At 74.3% G+C, this 14428-nt stretch carries 16 protein-coding genes; 2 read left to right on the top strand and 14 right to left on the bottom strand.

Annotation, left to right across the window (positions count from 1 at the left end; translation table 11 throughout):
- Position 1: 1 nt before the first annotated feature.
- The 14 genes from hypF to ACZ3YL_RS23165 form a co-directional block, all read right to left on the bottom strand.
- Positions 2–2308 (bottom strand): carbamoyltransferase HypF, encoded by a 2307-nt coding sequence (hypF, locus tag ACZ3YL_RS23230; protein ID WP_465659518.1) that lies wholly within the window; start codon positions 2306–2308, stop codon positions 2–4.
- Positions 2305–3051: a hydrogenase nickel incorporation protein HypB gene (gene hypB / locus ACZ3YL_RS23225; RefSeq protein ID WP_188308874.1), complete on the bottom strand. Its 747-nt coding sequence runs from the start codon at positions 3049–3051 to the stop codon at positions 2305–2307. The genes hypF and hypB overlap by 4 nt, the downstream gene beginning before the upstream one ends.
- 5 nt (positions 3052–3056) lie before the next feature.
- Positions 3057–3437, bottom strand: a complete 381-nt coding sequence (gene hypA / locus ACZ3YL_RS23220) for a hydrogenase maturation nickel metallochaperone HypA (protein WP_188308875.1) — start codon at positions 3435–3437, stop codon at positions 3057–3059.
- Between the two features lie 116 nt (positions 3438–3553).
- On the bottom strand, positions 3554–3658 hold the full coding sequence (locus ACZ3YL_RS23215; RefSeq protein ID WP_411293084.1) for a DUF6893 family small protein: 105 nt from the start codon (positions 3656–3658) through the stop codon (positions 3554–3556).
- Complete coding sequence (locus ACZ3YL_RS23210; RefSeq protein ID WP_317621414.1) at positions 3652–4215, bottom strand: hydrogenase maturation protease; 564 nt, start codon at positions 4213–4215, stop codon at positions 3652–3654. The genes ACZ3YL_RS23215 and ACZ3YL_RS23210 overlap by 7 nt, the downstream gene beginning before the upstream one ends.
- Positions 4212–5579, bottom strand: coding sequence for a hypothetical protein (locus ACZ3YL_RS23205; RefSeq protein ID WP_465659514.1), 1368 nt, complete (start codon positions 5577–5579; stop codon positions 4212–4214). Before ACZ3YL_RS23205 ends, ACZ3YL_RS23210 begins: the two co-directional genes overlap by 4 nt.
- Complete coding sequence (locus ACZ3YL_RS23200; RefSeq protein WP_188308876.1) at positions 5576–6220, bottom strand: DUF6084 family protein; 645 nt, start codon at positions 6218–6220, stop codon at positions 5576–5578. The genes ACZ3YL_RS23205 and ACZ3YL_RS23200 overlap by 4 nt, the downstream gene beginning before the upstream one ends.
- The gene (locus ACZ3YL_RS23195; protein ID WP_411293085.1) at positions 6217–6864 is read right to left on the bottom strand and encodes a DUF5947 family protein; all 648 of its coding nucleotides are present in this window, start codon (positions 6862–6864) and stop codon (positions 6217–6219) included. The genes ACZ3YL_RS23200 and ACZ3YL_RS23195 overlap by 4 nt, the downstream gene beginning before the upstream one ends.
- Positions 6861–7328 carry a thioredoxin gene (locus tag ACZ3YL_RS23190; protein ID WP_188308877.1) on the bottom strand — a complete coding sequence of 156 codons (468 nt, stop codon included), beginning with the start codon at positions 7326–7328 and terminating at the stop codon, positions 6861–6863. The genes ACZ3YL_RS23195 and ACZ3YL_RS23190 overlap by 4 nt, the downstream gene beginning before the upstream one ends.
- A complete protein-coding gene (locus tag ACZ3YL_RS23185; protein ID WP_188308878.1) occupies positions 7325–9112 on the bottom strand; it encodes a nickel-dependent hydrogenase large subunit in 1788 nt (595 codons plus the stop codon). The genes ACZ3YL_RS23190 and ACZ3YL_RS23185 overlap by 4 nt, the downstream gene beginning before the upstream one ends.
- A 96-nt stretch (positions 9113–9208) precedes the next feature.
- The gene (locus ACZ3YL_RS23180; RefSeq protein WP_188308879.1) at positions 9209–10255 is read right to left on the bottom strand and encodes an NADH-quinone oxidoreductase subunit B family protein; all 1047 of its coding nucleotides are present in this window, start codon (positions 10253–10255) and stop codon (positions 9209–9211) included.
- 132 nt (positions 10256–10387) lie between these two features.
- Positions 10388–12079, bottom strand: coding sequence for an enoyl-CoA hydratase-related protein (locus ACZ3YL_RS23175; RefSeq protein WP_465659511.1), 1692 nt, complete (start codon positions 12077–12079; stop codon positions 10388–10390).
- 131 nt (positions 12080–12210) lie between these two features.
- Complete coding sequence (locus ACZ3YL_RS23170; RefSeq protein WP_188308881.1) at positions 12211–12624, bottom strand: hypothetical protein; 414 nt, start codon at positions 12622–12624, stop codon at positions 12211–12213.
- A 6-nt stretch (positions 12625–12630) separates the two neighbouring features.
- A complete protein-coding gene (locus tag ACZ3YL_RS23165) occupies positions 12631–13071 on the bottom strand; it encodes a cupredoxin domain-containing protein (RefSeq protein ID WP_465659509.1) in 441 nt (146 codons plus the stop codon).
- Positions 13072–13368: 297 nt separating this feature from the next.
- On the opposite strand from ACZ3YL_RS23165, the gene ACZ3YL_RS23160 reads away from it, so the two are divergent.
- Both ACZ3YL_RS23160 and ACZ3YL_RS23155 read left to right on the top strand, forming a co-directional pair.
- A complete protein-coding gene (locus ACZ3YL_RS23160; RefSeq protein ID WP_188308884.1) occupies positions 13369–13791 on the top strand; it encodes an SsgA family sporulation/cell division regulator in 423 nt (140 codons plus the stop codon).
- 75 nt (positions 13792–13866) lie between these two features.
- Complete coding sequence (locus ACZ3YL_RS23155; protein WP_188308885.1) at positions 13867–14241, top strand: cupin domain-containing protein; 375 nt, start codon at positions 13867–13869, stop codon at positions 14239–14241.
- Positions 14242–14428: the final 187 nt, after the last annotated feature.

Genomic DNA, 14428 nt, shown 5'->3' with positions numbered 1-14428 from the left:
CTCACTCCTCCCGGGCGGCCGACGACCGGCCGGCCACCATCAGCTGGCCGAGCGCCAGCCCTCCGTCGTTGGGCGGCACCCGGCGGTGCCGCAGCACGGTGAATCCGTCCTCCCCGAGGCCGCGGGCGCAGGCCGAGGAGAGCAGCGCGTTGGCGAAGACGCCGCCGCTGAGCGCCACCGTGGTGGTGCCGTGCCGGTCCCGGACGACCGCGCAGACCCGCCGGACGGCCTCGGCGACCGCCGTGTGGAAGCGCGCGGCGACCAACCCGGCCGGCGCCCCGGCGGTCACGTCGGCGACCACCCCGGCCAGCACCGGCCCGGGGTCGAGGACCCAGCTGTCCCGCTGAGCGACCAGGTCGAAGGCGTAGCCCTCGGCCGGGCCGAACTCCACTGCGGCCGCCTCCAGTTCGATCGCCGCCTGGGCCTCGTACCCGGCCCGCTGGCAGACCCCGGCGAGCGAGGACACCGCGTCGAACAGCCGGCCCATGCTGGAGGTCGGCACGCAGTTCAGCCCGCGTTCCAACTGCCGTTCCAGCAGCCGAAGTTCCTCCTCCGGGCAGGCCCGGACCGAGGGCAGCGCGGCGGTCCAGGGCAGCCCGGCGGCCCGCAGGTGGGCGAGCGCCGTCCGGTACGGGCGCTCGACGGCGGCGTCGCCGCCCGGCAGCGGCACATAGCCGAGGTGGGCGAGGCGGCGGTACCCGTCGTAGTCGGCGAGCAGCACCTCGCCGCCCCAGATCGCGCCGTCCTCGCCGTAGCCGGTGCCGTCGAAGGCCACGCCCAGGACGGGCCGGCCGCCGTCCAGGCCGTGTTCGGCCATGACCGCGGCGATGTGGGCGTGGTGGTGCTGCACCCGGCGCACCGGCCGGCCGGCGGCCGTGCGCTCGGCGTGCCGCAGCGAGCGGTAGCCGGGGTGCCGGTCGGCGACCAGCAGTTCGGGCCGTACCCCGCTGACGGTGCCGAGCTGTTCGACGGCCCGGTCGAAGGCGCGCAGCGTGGCCAGGTCGTCCATGTCGCCGATGTGGCCGGACAGCCAGGCGTAGCCGTCCCGGGCGAGCGCGAAGGTGTTCTTCAGGTCGCCGCCGACCGCCAGCACCGGCCGGACGGGCACGGGCAACGGGAGCGGCAGCGGCGCGTAGCCGCGCGAGCGTCGCAGTGGCAGCTGTTCGCCGTCCACCACCCGCACCACCGAGTCCTCGCAGGGGACGTTGATCGGCCGGTCGTGGGTGAGCCAGCCGTCGACCAGCGGGGCGAGCGTGGTGAGCGCGTCCCGGTCGTCGGTGACGATGGGCTCGCCGGAGAGGTTGGCGCTGGTCATCACCAGCAGGTCCGGCCCGGGGGCGGCGAGCAGCAGGTGGTGCAGCGGGGTGTACGGGAGCATCACCCCGAGGTCGGGGCTGCCGGGGGCGACGGCCGGCAGTCGCGCCGTGCAGCCGCCGGAGCGGCGCAGCAGGACGATCGGCCGGACGGCTCCGGTGAGCAGTTCCCGTTCGACGGGCCCGACCGGCAGCAGGCCCTCGACGGTGGCGAGGTCACGGGCCATCAGGGCGAACGGCTTGTCGCCGCGCCGCTTGCGGCGGCGCAGTAGGGCGACGGCGTCGGCGTCGCGGGCGTCGCAGGCGAGGTGGTAGCCGCCGAGGCCCTTGATCGCGAGGATCGCCCCGCCGGCGAGCAGCCGCCGGGCCTCGCCGAGGGCGTCCTCGCCGCCGAGTCCGGCCCGGCCGGGGACGGTCAGGGCGAGTCGCGGTCCGCAGGCGTGGCAGGCGACGGGCTGGGCGTGGAAGCGGCGGTCGGCGGGGTCGCTGTACTCCCGGGCGCAGTCCGGGCACATCGGGAAGCCGGCCATGGTGGTCTCGGCCCGGTCGTAGGGCAGGCCGGTGACGATGGTGTGCCGGGGGCCGCAGTTGGTACAGCTGATGAACGGGTGCCGGTGGCGCCGGTCGGCGGGGTCGGTGAGTTCGGCCAGGCAGTCGGCGCAGGTCGCGACGTCGGGCGGGATCAGGGTGGCGCGGGGGCCGTCGGTGCGGGAGGGGGTGATGGTGAACCCGGTGGCGCCGGTGGCGGTGAGCGGCGCGTGGTCCACCGCGGCGACCTGGGCGAGCGGCGGCGCGTCGGCGGCGACCCGTCGGCAGAAGGCGTCCAGGGCGGCCGGGTCGCCCTCGACCTCGGCGAGGACGCCCTCGCCGGTGTTGGTGACGCTGCCGGCCAGTCCGAGTTCCCCGGCGAGCGCGAAGACGAACGGCCGGAAGCCGACGCCCTGCACCAGGCCGCGGACGGCGACCCGCCGCCGTTCGCGGTCGAGTGCCGTCACGGCCGCTCCGGCACCGCGTCGTGGTGGTGGTGCCCGGCGTGCTCGTGCCCCGCCGCCATCACCGGCCGGTGCACCTCGCCGCCGTCCAGCACGCCCAGCGCCCGTTCCAGCAGCGCCCCGACGCCGTCACCGCTGCGGGCCGAGGTCCGCACCACCTCCACGCCGGGGTTGACCCGCTGGACGTTCGCCAGGAACGCCGCCTCGTCGAACTCGGCCGCCACGGCGAGGTCGGCCTTGGTCACCAGGACGAGGTTGGCCAGTCCGAACGCGGTCGGGTACTTGAGCGGCTTGTCCTCGCCCTCGGTGACGGAGGCCAGCACCACCCGCAGCGATTCGCCGAGGTCGTAGGAGGCCGGGCAGACCAGGTTGCCGACGTTCTCCACGAACAGCAGCCGGCAGTCCCGGGGCAGCCAGCCGTCCAGGTGGCCGGCGAGCATCCGCGCCTCCAGGTGGCACAGGCCGTCGGTGAGCACCTGCTTCACGGGCGCGCCCGAACGGGCCAGCCGCAACGCGTCGTTCTCGGTGGCGAGGTCGGCGGTGAGCGCGGCGACCTCGATCCCGCGCTTCCGGGCGAGGCCCAGCTCGGCCTCCAGCAGGGCGGTCTTGCCGCTGCCGGGGCTGGAGAGCAGGTTGACCGCGACCGTCCCGCGGGCGGTCAGCGCGGCCCGCAGTTCGCGGGCGCTGTCGTCGTTGCGGGCGAGCACCGCCCGGCGCAGGTCGACCGTGTGGCCTGTCTGGCACATCGGCTTCAGCCTTTCTGTTCGGCCGGGACGCCGGGGCGGCTGGCCCACTCGACGTCGAGGATCTGGAGCTCGCGCCCGGACAGCAGCTCGACGCCGGTGCCGGTGCGGCAGTCCGGGCAGCCGAGGTCCGGCGGCATGCCGACGGCCCATTCGACGGCGCAGGGCGCGCAGCGGGCCCGCGCCGGGACGGCCTCGGTGTCCAGCACCGCGCCCTCCACCAGCGTTCCGGCGCAGGCGAGTTCGAAGCAGAAGTCGAGGGCCTCGGGCACCACGCCCGCCAACTCGCCGACCTGCAGCCGGACCCGGGCCACTCCGGCGGCCCGGTGTTCGCGCGCGGCCGTGTCCACCTGCTCGACGACGGCGGCGGCGATCGACATCTCGTGCATCGGTCCCTTCCCACGGCGGGCGGCAACGCGCCCCATTACAGGGGGCGGTGGCGGCGACGGCTCGAAGCCGCGCCGCCACCGCGTCCGGGGCTGCACCGTTCGCAGCAATCCGCGGCTCACATCCGCGAGATCTTCACGTACCGCTTGAGGTCCGGCAGGCTCTGCCAGACCAGCGCGCCGATCCCCGCCAGCAGGGCCGCGCAGAACAGTTTCCTCAGCATGGTGTTGTCCTCCTCTCTGCCCGAGTCCTCTCCGCCCGAGTCCTCTCCGGCTGCGGGCCCGACGGCGACGCGGCCTCCCGCAGGGCCTCCTCGACGGCCTCCAGCACCGTCCTGACGGCCTCCGCCACGGCGGCGGCCACGGGGGCGCTCAGCCCGATGCCCTCCTCCAGCGACGCCGGTTCGCAGCCGACCACCAGCACCCGCGCGGGCGGTTGGCCCCCGGTGCCGGCGGCGAGCGTGGCGAGCAGGCCGAGGACGGCGTCCGGGCCCATCCGGTGGCCGTCCAGGACGGGCACCTCCAGCGGCTCGGCGGCCGCCTCGATCAGGTAGACGGTGCCGGGCGCGCCGCCGCGGCAGGTGGCGTCCACCAGGACGGCGGTCCGGTAGCCGTCGAGCAGCCGGTAGGCGAGGTCGACGCCGCGCACCCCGACGTCGACCACCTCGACGCCGTCCGGCAGCGGGTGGGCGGACAGTCGCCGGACGGTCTCGACGCCGAAGCCGTCGTCGCCGAGGAAGATGTTGCCCACCCCGGCAACCAGCACCTTCGCGCCGGTCACGACTCCTCCAGCGGGGTGACCTCGTCGGGCTGGAAGTACCGGAAGCGCCCCTGGGCCCGCCACAGGTCGGCGCCCGGGTCGTCCTCCACGGTGACGGCGAGGTGGACGGAGCCGTCGACGTCGTGCAGCACCGCCTCGACGACGCCGGTCCGCCCGTCCAGGAAGAGGTCCTGGGCGTCGGTGCGCCGCCGTCCGGGCCGCAGCAGGACCCGGCTGCCCGCGCCGACCGACCGGCCGTCGACCAGCACCCGGTCCCGCTCGGGGTCGACGTCCGGGTCGCCGCCCGGGTCCCACCAGGGCTGTTCGGGGTCGGAGCCGCCGGTGATCTCGCGCAGCCCGCGCACGGCGCCGTGCAGGCGTTCCAGTACCTCGGGCGGCATGGACTCGGCCAGGTCGATCACCGCCCCGGCCCGGTCGTCGGTGCCCCGGGCCTCGCGCTTCTCCTGGTCGGTCAGGGCCGCCGTGCGCAGGGCCAGGATCTCGTCGATCTCGGTGGAGTCGTAGAGGGTGCCGAGGCTCTCCGGGGCGATCCTCGGGTGGTCCTCCAGGATGATCGGCGAGGACAGCATCACCTGGCACCCGTCGTCCGGTCCGGCCAGGACGGGCCAGGTGCGCTCGTTGCGGCACCGTTCGACGGCCGGGCGGGCCCACTCGGGCGGATCGGTGGCCGAGACGAACCGGCCGTGCTCCAGCCCGAGCAGCAGGTGGGCGGAGACCAGGGAGCGCGGCAGCGCCTCCTCCCGGGTGTCCTTCCGGTGCGGCGTCCAGGCGGAGGCGTTCTCCACCTCGGCGGTGAGCCGCTGCGCCCGGTAGGGGCCGGGGAGTTCCTCGACCCGCAACCGCACCAGCCCTTCGACCTCCTCGCGCCGCCGCACCAGCCGGCCGACGGCACTGCCGTGCTCGTGCACCAGCTCGGTGCCGCCGACGCCCGGCAGCCGGAATCCCCGCTGCACTCCGCCGTCGGCCAACTCCTCGACTGACAGCAGGAGTTCGACCCGCTCCTCGACGCCCTCGTCCCATTCGACGAGCACCCGGTCGGCGAGCTCCAGCCGTTCCACCGGTTCGAACCCGCCGGTGGCGGTGGCCCGTTCGACGGTACGCCGCTGGACCCGCAGGAAGCGCAGCTCGACGGCCAGCCGGTCGCCCTGCCGCGCCTCCATGACGCACTCGGTGCGCTGGTGGGAGTGCTCGCCGCCCTGCACGGTGTACTCGGGCGGCACCAGCACGCCGAACTGCCAGCGCAGCCGGTTCTTGGCGGCCGACGCCCGGTACGGGTAGAGCACGTAGCCCTCCAGCAGCACCGCGTCGGCGATCTGCCGGGCGGCCGCGAAGCCGTGCTCGATGCCTTCGGGGAAGGTCGTCACCGGGCCCCCTCCCCGACGGCCGCGGTCGCGAGCAGCGCCCGCACCGTCGCCTCCCAGGAGGGCAGGGCCCGTCCGGAGCGGTAGGCGAGCAGGTCGTCCAGCACGTCCTCGGGCAGCCGCAGCCAGCCGCAGCCTGGGAAGTGCTGGTCGACGGCCTCCCGCCAGACCCGCACCGGCATCCGCACCCGGGCCTCCTTGTCCCAGGGCACGGGGGTGACCTGGAAACCGCCGGGGCCGGCGAAGGCGGTGCCGGAGAAGAGCAGCAGCAGCGGCACCTCACCGTCCTCCAGTGCCCGGAAGTACCGGGCGCAGGCCACCTCCAGGTCGTAGCCGCACGGCACCACCAGGTCGGCCTCGGTCTCCCCGGTGAAGCCGGGCACCAGCAGCGGCACGGTGGCGAACTGGATCGGGTTGAGGGTGGTCGCCCAGCGCTCCCGCCCGCCGAAGAGGTCCGCCAGCCGCTCGCCCTCGGCGTCGGTGTAGGGCCGGCGGACGGGTTCGATCCGCAGCTGGCACTGCAGGGCGAGGGCGTGCACCCGGGTGTCGGCGGGTGCCGTGATCCGCAGCCGGAACACCAGCGTCGGCCCGGCCGCGTACGGGGCGGAGCGGACGCCGGTGCAGGCGAAGCCGAGCGCGGTCATGCCGTCACCGCCGTGGGCAGCGGGCGGGCCCGGTCGGCCAACTGCGCGAAGAACGCGTCGAGTTCGGCGCGAGCCTCGGCCCCGCCGTCGAAGCCGTGCCAGCACCGCCGGAGCCGGCCGACCAGCTCGTAGCAGTAGTCGATCGGCACCAGGTAGCAGTCGATCCGGCCTTCGGTGCGGCGCAGCAGCAGCGCTTCCACGTCCGGTTCCAGGGCGGCGGCCAGCCGGCTGGTGCCGAGGGCGCGCTGCCAGGCCTCCTCGTCCACCTCGCTCTCGGTGGCGCCGGCCGGCCCGGGGTAGAACGCGAGCAGCCGGTCCAGCACGGCGTTGCGGAACAGGAAGACGGTGCCGACCGGGACGCCCAGCACCGACCAGGCCCGCTCGTCCACCTCGGCGTCCCGGTCGACCAGGCAGCGGTCCGGCACGGTGCGGTAGCGGCCACCGGCCGCGCCCGGCTGCTGGAACAGCAGGCCGCAGGCGGTGCAGGTGCAGGCCAGGGCGCGCTCCTCGACGTCCACCAGGTGGCGGTGGCCGGGCGGGAGGTCCCGGCCGCAGAGGCCGCACTGTTCGGGGCGCGGCGGGGCCGGCTCGCGCAGCCGGCGCAGCAGTGCGGTCCCGTCCCGGGAGACCCTGCGGGTGTTCACCGCGCCTCCGCGGGCTGCGGCGGGCGGGTGCCGATCTGGAGCAGCTGGGGGGCGCGCTCCAGCTCCAGGGCCGTCACCTCGGGGGCGTGGCAGGCGAGGGCGGCCTCCACCTCCGGCTCGCCGCAGCCGCAGCCGGAGGCGGTCCGGCGCAGCCGCAGGGTGCCGGTCGCGGGTTCGTAGCCGAGCACCTCGACCCGCTCGGGCAGGCCGGCGAGCGCCCGGTCGATCCGGGCGGTCAGGTCCTCGGGGTGGAGGTCGTGCAGGAGCAGCAGCCCGGCCACCGCCGGGTCGTCCAGCATCCGGTCCAGGGCGGGCGGGGGCAGCGCGGGGACGAGTCTGGCCAGCCCCTCGCCGTAGAACTCCATGAGGTCGCGGACGAGTTGCTCGCCCGCCTGCTCGGCGCCGCTGCCGGCCAGGGCGTCCAGGGCCTGCTGGATCCGCTGCCCGGTCTGTTCGGCCGTCATGCGGTGAGCCCGCTCAGGCCGGTGGGCACGTGCATGGTCTTCAGGGTCTGGCCGTTGCCGAGGTACATGTGCACGCCGCAGGGCAGACAGGGGTCGAAGCTGCGCACCGCGCGCATGATGTCGATGCCCTTGAAGTTCTCCGGGGAGTTCTCCTCGAAGATCGGGGTGTTCTGCACCGCGTCCTCGTACGGGCCGGGCGTGCCGTAGCTGTCGCGCACGCTGGCGTTCCACGGGGTGGGCGGGTACGGGTGGTAGTTGGCGATCTTGCCGTCGCGGATCACCATGTGGTGCGAGAGCACGCCGCGGACGGCCTCGGTGAAGCCGCAGCCGATCGACTCGTCCGGCACCTCGAAGCGCTCCCAGGTCTGGCTGCGCCCGGCGCGGACCTCCTCCAGCGCCTTCTCGGCGAAGTGCAGGGCGGCGGCGGCCGCGTAGGCCTGGAAGTAGGTGCGGGCGCGGTTGCGCTCGATGGCGTTGCTCCACTGCGGGATCTTCCACTCGAAGGTGACCTCGGGCTTGGTCATCGAGCGGGGCAGGTTGATCTTGACGCTGTGGCCGGTGGCCTTGATGTAGCCGATGTCGACGAGGCCGGACAGCGCGGTGGACCACAGCCGGGCGATCGGGCCGCCGCCGGTGTCGAGCGCGAGGTGCTCCTTGCCGTCGAACCAGCGCGGGGACATCACCCAGCTGTACTTGTCGTCGAAGTTGCGCTTCTGCGGCTGGGGGATGGTGTGCTGGTTCCACGGGTGCCGGGGGTCGACCGGGTTGCCCAGCGGGTCGTGGGTGACGAACAGTTCCTTGCCCTGCCAGTCCTCGTAGTAGGAGCTGCCGAGCAGGATCCGGATGCCGAGGTTGATCTCGGTCAGGTCGTTGGTGACGAGCTTGCCGTCCACCACGACGCCGGGGGTGACGAACATCCGCCGGCCCCAGTCCGTCATGTTGCGGTACGTGAAGTCGCAGTGGTCCGGGTCGTTGAGGCTGCCCCAGCAGCCGAGCAGGACGCGGCGCCGGCCGACCTCCTCGTAGCCGGGCAGCGCCTGGTAGAAGAAGTCGAAGAGGTCGTCGTGCAGCGGCACGACCTTCTTCATGAACTCGACGTAGCGCATCAGCCGGGTCAGGTAGTCGGTGAACAGCTGCACCGTCGCGACCGTGCCGACGCCGCCGGGGTAGAGCGTGGAGGGGTGCACGTGGCGGCCCTCCATCAGGCAGAACATCTCCCGGGTGTAGCGGCTGACCTGGAGCGCCTCGCGGTAGAACTCGCCCTCGATCGGGTTGAGCGAGCGCATGATGTCGGCGATGGTCTTGTACCCGTGGTCGCCGGCGTGCGGGGCCTCGGTGCGTTCGGCCAGTTCCAGTACGCCCGGGTTGGTCTCGCGGACCATCTTCTCGCAGTAGTCGACCCCGACCAGGTTCTCCTGGAAGATGTTGTGGTCGAACATGTACTCGGCGGCCTCGCCGAGGTTGATGATCCACTCCCCCAGGTGCGGGGGCTTCACGCCGTACGCCATGTTCTGGGCGTAGACCGAGCAGGTGGCGTGGTTGTCGCCGCAGATCCCGCAGATCCGGCTGGTGATGAAGTGGGCGTCGCGCGGGTCCTTGCCGCGCATGAAGACGCTGTAGCCGCGGAAGACCGACGAGGTGCTGTAGCACTCCGCGACCCTCTTCTGCTTGAAGTCGATCTTCGTGTGGATGCCCAGGCTGCCCACGATGCGGGTGATCGGGTCCCACGACATCTCGGTCAGGCCGCTGCCGTCGCCGGCCGCCCTGGTCGTCGGTGTTGCCATCGTCTCTGCGTGTCCTTGTCTACGGGTCTGCGGGTCGCACTGGCCGGGCGGAGCTCGACGGGGGCCGCACACCGGGTGGTGTGCGGCCCTCCCCTGTCACCAGGGCGGGCGGTAACCCGTGGTCAGATGGCGGCCGGTGCGGCGCCACTTCGGTTCCTTGTCGACGGTCTGCAGGGTGATCGCGCGCAGCCGGCGGATCACCGCGCCGTACGCGGTGCTGGCGCCGCTGGAGACCCGCGAGCCGGGCGGCGGGTCCATGAAGGGCATGAACTTGTCGGGGAAGCCCGGCATGGTGCAGGCGATGCAGATCCCGCCGACGTTCGGGCAGCCGCCGACGCCGTTGATCCAGCCGCGCTTGGTGACGTTGCACTTGACGACCGGGCCCCAGCAGCCGAGCCGCACCAGGCACTCGGGGGTGCCGTAGTCGGTGGCGAACTGGCCCTGTTCGTAGTAGCCGCCGCGGTCGCAGCCCTCGTGCACGGTGGCACCGAACAGCCAGGCGGGCCGCAGCTTGTCGTCGAGCGGGATCATCGGCGCGGAGCCGGCCAGCTGGTAGAGCAGGTAGGTGAGCGTCTCGGCGAAGTTGTCGGGCTGGATCGGGCAGCCCGGCACGCAGACGATCGGCAGCCCGGCCTTGGACTTCCAGTCCCAGCCGAGGTAGTCCGGCACGCCCATCGCGCCGGTCGGGTTGCCGGCCATCGCGTGGATGCCGCCGTACGTGGCGCAGGTGCCGATCGCGACCACGGCGGTCGCCTTGGAGGCGAGCCGGTCCAGCCACTCACTGGTGGTGATGGGCTGGCCGGTGGCGGGGTCGTCGCCGAAGCCGCACCAGTAACCCTCCTTCTTGATCTTCTCGTTGGGGATGGACCCCTCGACGACCAGGACGAACGGTTCGAGCTCGCCGCGGTCGGCCTTGAAGAACCACTCGATGAAGTTGTCCGCGCCCTGGACCGGGCCGCACTCGAAGTCGATTAGCGGCCAGTGCACCGCGATCTTCGGCAGGCCGGGCAGCGCGCCGGTGACGATCTCCTCGATGCTGGGCTGCATCGCGGCGGTCAGCGAGACGGAGTCCCCGTCGCAGCTGAGACCGGCGTTGATCCAGAGAATGTGCACCACGTCGGTGTCGGTTGTTGCAGCACCCATGAGGATGCCTCCTCGGGGATGGGAGCCGGAGGAAATGGCTCGGACCCAGTCATAGCAACGGTTCGGGCCGCCCGCCCGTCCACGGACTCGGCGGGGCGGCCATGTGCGCGCAAGCCCGGCGGGCTATTCGGGTCACCGGGGGGCGGGCAGCCCGGCGGTGACCGGGCGCTTGTGGACGAACGCGGACCGCAGCGCGTGGTACGGCGATTCGGGTGTGAAGAACTGCCCGCGCATCACCGCCAGCTCCTCCCGCCGGTACGCGTCGAGCGGCTTGACCCGCTCGTCGGCCTCGCGGGCGGCCTTCTTCGCCGCGATCCGGCGCTGGGTGGCGGGCGAGGCGGCGAGCAGCCCGGCCATCCGGGCCGCGCCCGCGCCGAACTCCTCCGGACCGCCGTCGAGCACCCGGTCGACCAGGCCGATCCGCTCGGCGGCGGACGCGGACACCGGGAGGGCCCGGCCGGTCAGCCGCTCGGCCTCCGCCGCGCCCACCCGGCGCGGGAGGGTGTACGTCCAGTACTCCGACCCGTACAGGCCCATCAGCCGGTAGTGCGGGTTGAGCACCGAGCCTCGGCGGCACCACACCTCGTCGGCGGCCAGTGCCAGCATCACCCCGCCGGCCGCGGCGTTGCCCGCGAGGGCGGCGACCACCAGGCGGTCGGTGGTGGTGAGCACCTCGGCGACCAGGTCGTCCATCGCGGTGATGTTGGCCCAGGACTCGGCGGCCGGGTCGGGCGCGGCCTCGATGACGTTGAGGTGGATGCCGTTGGAGAAGAAGTCCCGGCCGCCGCCCAGCACCAGCACCGAGGTCGGGCGGCCGAGGGCGAAGCGGTACCCGGCCAGCAGCCGGCGGCAGTGCTCGGCGGACATCGCCCCGCCCGGGAAGGAGAACCGCAGGAAGCCCACCGGGCCGTCCTCGCGGTAGCGGATGTCCGACCACCCGGGCTCGTCGTCCTGCGCCGGCATCAGCGGGGCCGGCCGCTCCGGGACGGGCGGCAGCAGGGCGCCGAGCGCCGTGACCGCCGGGAGCTTGACGGTGGCGGGGCCGCCCGGGGTGCGGCGGCGGCGCAGTTCGGGCAGCCACACCGCGCCGTCCCGGGTAGCCCGGCAGACGGCGCCGGCCCGGGTGGCGAGCAGCTCGCCCGGGCGGCCGCGCAGCTCGGGCTCGGGGTGGCCGCCGTGCAGGTACCACTCGGCGCCGCACAGCTCGTCCAGCACCCCGGGCTGGGAGTCCGCGGCGCGGAGCCGGCGCAGCACCTCCTCGGTGGGGTCGCCCGTCCAGTCGATCCGGCGCTCCTCCTGGCGCAGCAGCGGCCGGGTGCGGATGCTCTTGCGCCAGCCGGGGCCGTGCTGCGGCTGGGGCGCGTGGGTGCCGGAGGCGACCCGCTCCACGGCGAGCAGCGCGGCCGCCACGGCCGCGTCGGAGACCTCGTTGCGGTACAGGTCGCTCTTGCCGCGCTCGGGGAGCCGGCAGGGCGCCCAGGCCCAGACCGGTCCGGCGTCCATCTCGTCCTCGGCCTGGAGCACCGTGACGCCCCACTCGGTGCGGCCCTCCTGGACCGCCCGGTCGAGCGAGGAGGGGCCGCGGTCGCCCGGCGGGCCGGGGTGGACGATCAGACAGGTGAGCTGCGACCAGAGGCGCTCCGGGATCGCGGTGCGCAGCATCGGCGCGAGCACCAGGTCCGGCCGCAGCCGGTTCACCGCTGCCATCAACTCGTCGTCGTCACCGGCCAGGTGGACGTCGACCCGGTGACGCCGGTCGCGCAGTTCGGCGTGCAGCCGCTGGCTGAGGCTGTTGAACGCGCTGGCGAGGAGCAGGATCCGCATGTCCGCCTCCGACGGTGAGGGCCTCCGGGAACCCGGCGATCATCGCCGCCGGTCCGCCCGGCCCCCGGCCCGTCGCCCCCGCCGCGCCGCCCGTTCACCCGGGCGGCGGGGCGGTCTCCCCGGGGCTCGGGTCAACGCCGGCCGCGGGCGGACAGCAGGACGGTGAGCGCCACCAGGGCGACGCCCTCGGCCCAGGCGGCGAGCGTCTTGTCGGCGAACCAGAACGGCTCGTACATGTTCGGCAGCGGGCCGAGGGGGCCGACGTCGACGTAGCGGTAGAGCAGCAGCGCCCCCAGGCCGGAGGCGGCGACCAGCCAGCCGAAGAGGTCGCCGGTGCGGCGGCGCAGCAGCAGGACGAGCAGCACCGCGAGGCTCGCGGCGGCGGCCTCGGCGCGGAACAGCGTGCCCTGGCTGAGGGTGTCGCCGACGGCGTCGTAGCGCTCGGCGAGCCGGGCGTGGACGGCGGCGTCCACGGCGAGTCCGGCGGCGGCCGCCAGGCGCAGCAGCAGGTGGGCGGTGCGCCGGGCGGGTGCGGGGGTCGCCACGGCGGCTCAGCCGACAGTGAGGGTGCCGTGCATGAACGGGTGGATGGTGCAGATGTACGGGTGGGCGCCGGTCTGCTGCGGCACGGTGAAGGTCGCGCTGGCGCCGGGCTGGATCGTGCCGGTGTCGAAGGACTTGTCGACGGCGGTGAGGGTGTGGGCGACGGAGTCCTGGTTCAGCACGGTGACGGTCTGGCCGGGGCCCGCGGTCAGGGTCGCGGGGGCGAACGCGAAGTCCTTGATGGTGACCTGGAGGGCGTCGGCACTGGCCGCCGTGCTGCTCTGCGCGGGGCTCGTCATGGCCGGGCTGGTGGCGGCGGGGCTGGTCACGGCCGGGCCGGACGCGGTGCTCGGACTGGCCTTGGTCGGCGTGCCCGAGCTGGAGCAGGCCGCGAGGGCGGCGGCGAGCAGGAGTGCGGCGGCTGCCTGGAGGGGCCGGGGGCTGGTCACGTGCGGGCTCCGTTCGGGAGGGGTGCGCCGGCGGGGGGGCGGGGGCGGCGCGCTTCCAGCGTGCTGCGGTACGGGCCCGGCACGGGCAGGCCGAGACCTCCGGACAGCCCGCCGATTCATTCGTGCGAGTGAAAGCACTGGTACTGAGCTGACGCCAAGGGGGTTCCGCGGCGGGGCGATGCGGGGGAATCGTGGAGATTCCTCCCCTGGACGCTGCCCCTCGGTGCACCGGGTAGGCGCCCCGGGTAGGCCGGGCCGCCCCCGCCCGGCGCGTCACGATCGCAGGAGGCCGAAGCGATGCAGCTGTCCACCGTCCGCCCGGTGCCCGTCACCTTCCCCGACAGCGCGGAACCGGACGTCCCGGTCCAGGCGGAACTCCGCTTCGACGCCGGCCTCCCGTACGCGGCCTGCCTGGCGTTCCCGCTCACCCCGTGCCGGTGCACCGGCGACGGCGCCCGGGTGTCCTGGTACTTCAGCCGCGAGCTGCTCAACGAGGGCCGGCTCGGCCCGGTCGGCAGCGGCGACGTGCGGATCTGCCCGGGGCCCGAGGGCGAGGTCCTGATCACGCTGCGGGGGCCCGTCGGCCGGGCCCTGGTCAGCGCCCCGGAGGACGTCGTCACGGCGTTCCTCTCGGACTCCTTCGCCCTGGTGCCCGCCGGATCGGAGTCCGACCACCTGGACGTCGACGCCACCGTCGCCCGGCTGCTCACCGCCGACTGAGCCGGACGTCCGGACGTCCGCGGTGCTCCGTAGAATCCACGGGCCGAACCGCCCACCCACCGTCAGGAGACCGCGTTGACGCCCCACCCCGGACCGGGTGTGCTCACCCACCTGGACTCCCTGCTCCACCAGGCCCCCGCCGACCGGAGCGGGGCGCTGTGGCGGCTGCGGGAGGAGGGGCGCCAGCTGGACGCCAACATCATCCGCCTCCCGGCGAACGCCGAGGTCGCCGCGCACGTGGAGCCGGACCTCGACGTCCTGGTCCAGGTGCTCGGCGGCAGCGGCCAGCTGGCGACGGACAACGGCCGGCAGGCCCTCTCCCCCGGCTGCACGGCCTGGCTCCCGCACGGCGCCCGCCGGGCCCTCTCCGCGGGCGAGGACGGCCTGGTCTACCTCACCGTCCACCGCCGCCGCCCCGGCCTCACCGTCCGCCCCGCGCCGGCCGGGTAGCCGGTCGGCGGGGGGCGGGACGGGGGCCGTCCCGGAGGTGCGCACCCGGAGAGTTACTTGACAGGCTCAACCTTTCAGGCCTAGCGTCGTCGCGATTGTTTCAGCTGATGAAAAATTGAGCGTGCAAGCCATCGGGCGCCATCCGGCCCGAGGCGCCGCGACACCCGTGGCACGCGACACCCGTAGC

It is taken from the genome of Kitasatospora sp. NPDC023176, assembly GCF_055560495.1.
This window is presented reverse-complemented; position numbering and strand designations above follow the sequence as displayed.

Coding starts and splice junctions, on each gene's coding strand:
- hypB (WP_188308874.1), bottom strand. CDS start 3,051: ATGTGCCAGACAGGCCACACGGTCGACCTGCGCCGGGCGGTGCTCGCC.
- hypA (WP_188308875.1), bottom strand. CDS start 3,437: ATGCACGAGATGTCGATCGCCGCCGCCGTCGTCGAGCAGGTGGACACG.
- ACZ3YL_RS23215 (WP_411293084.1), bottom strand. CDS start 3,658: ATGCTGAGGAAACTGTTCTGCGCGGCCCTGCTGGCGGGGATCGGCGCG.
- ACZ3YL_RS23200 (WP_188308876.1), bottom strand. CDS start 6,220: ATGACCGCGCTCGGCTTCGCCTGCACCGGCGTCCGCTCCGCCCCGTAC.
- ACZ3YL_RS23190 (WP_188308877.1), bottom strand. CDS start 7,328: ATGACGGCCGAACAGACCGGGCAGCGGATCCAGCAGGCCCTGGACGCC.
- ACZ3YL_RS23185 (WP_188308878.1), bottom strand. CDS start 9,112: ATGGCAACACCGACGACCAGGGCGGCCGGCGACGGCAGCGGCCTGACC.
- ACZ3YL_RS23180 (WP_188308879.1), bottom strand. CDS start 10,255: ATGGGTGCTGCAACAACCGACACCGACGTGGTGCACATTCTCTGGATC.
- ACZ3YL_RS23175 (WP_465659511.1), bottom strand. CDS start 12,079: ATGCGGATCCTGCTCCTCGCCAGCGCGTTCAACAGCCTCAGCCAGCGG.
- ACZ3YL_RS23160 (WP_188308884.1), top strand. CDS start 13,369: ATGCAGCTGTCCACCGTCCGCCCGGTGCCCGTCACCTTCCCCGACAGC.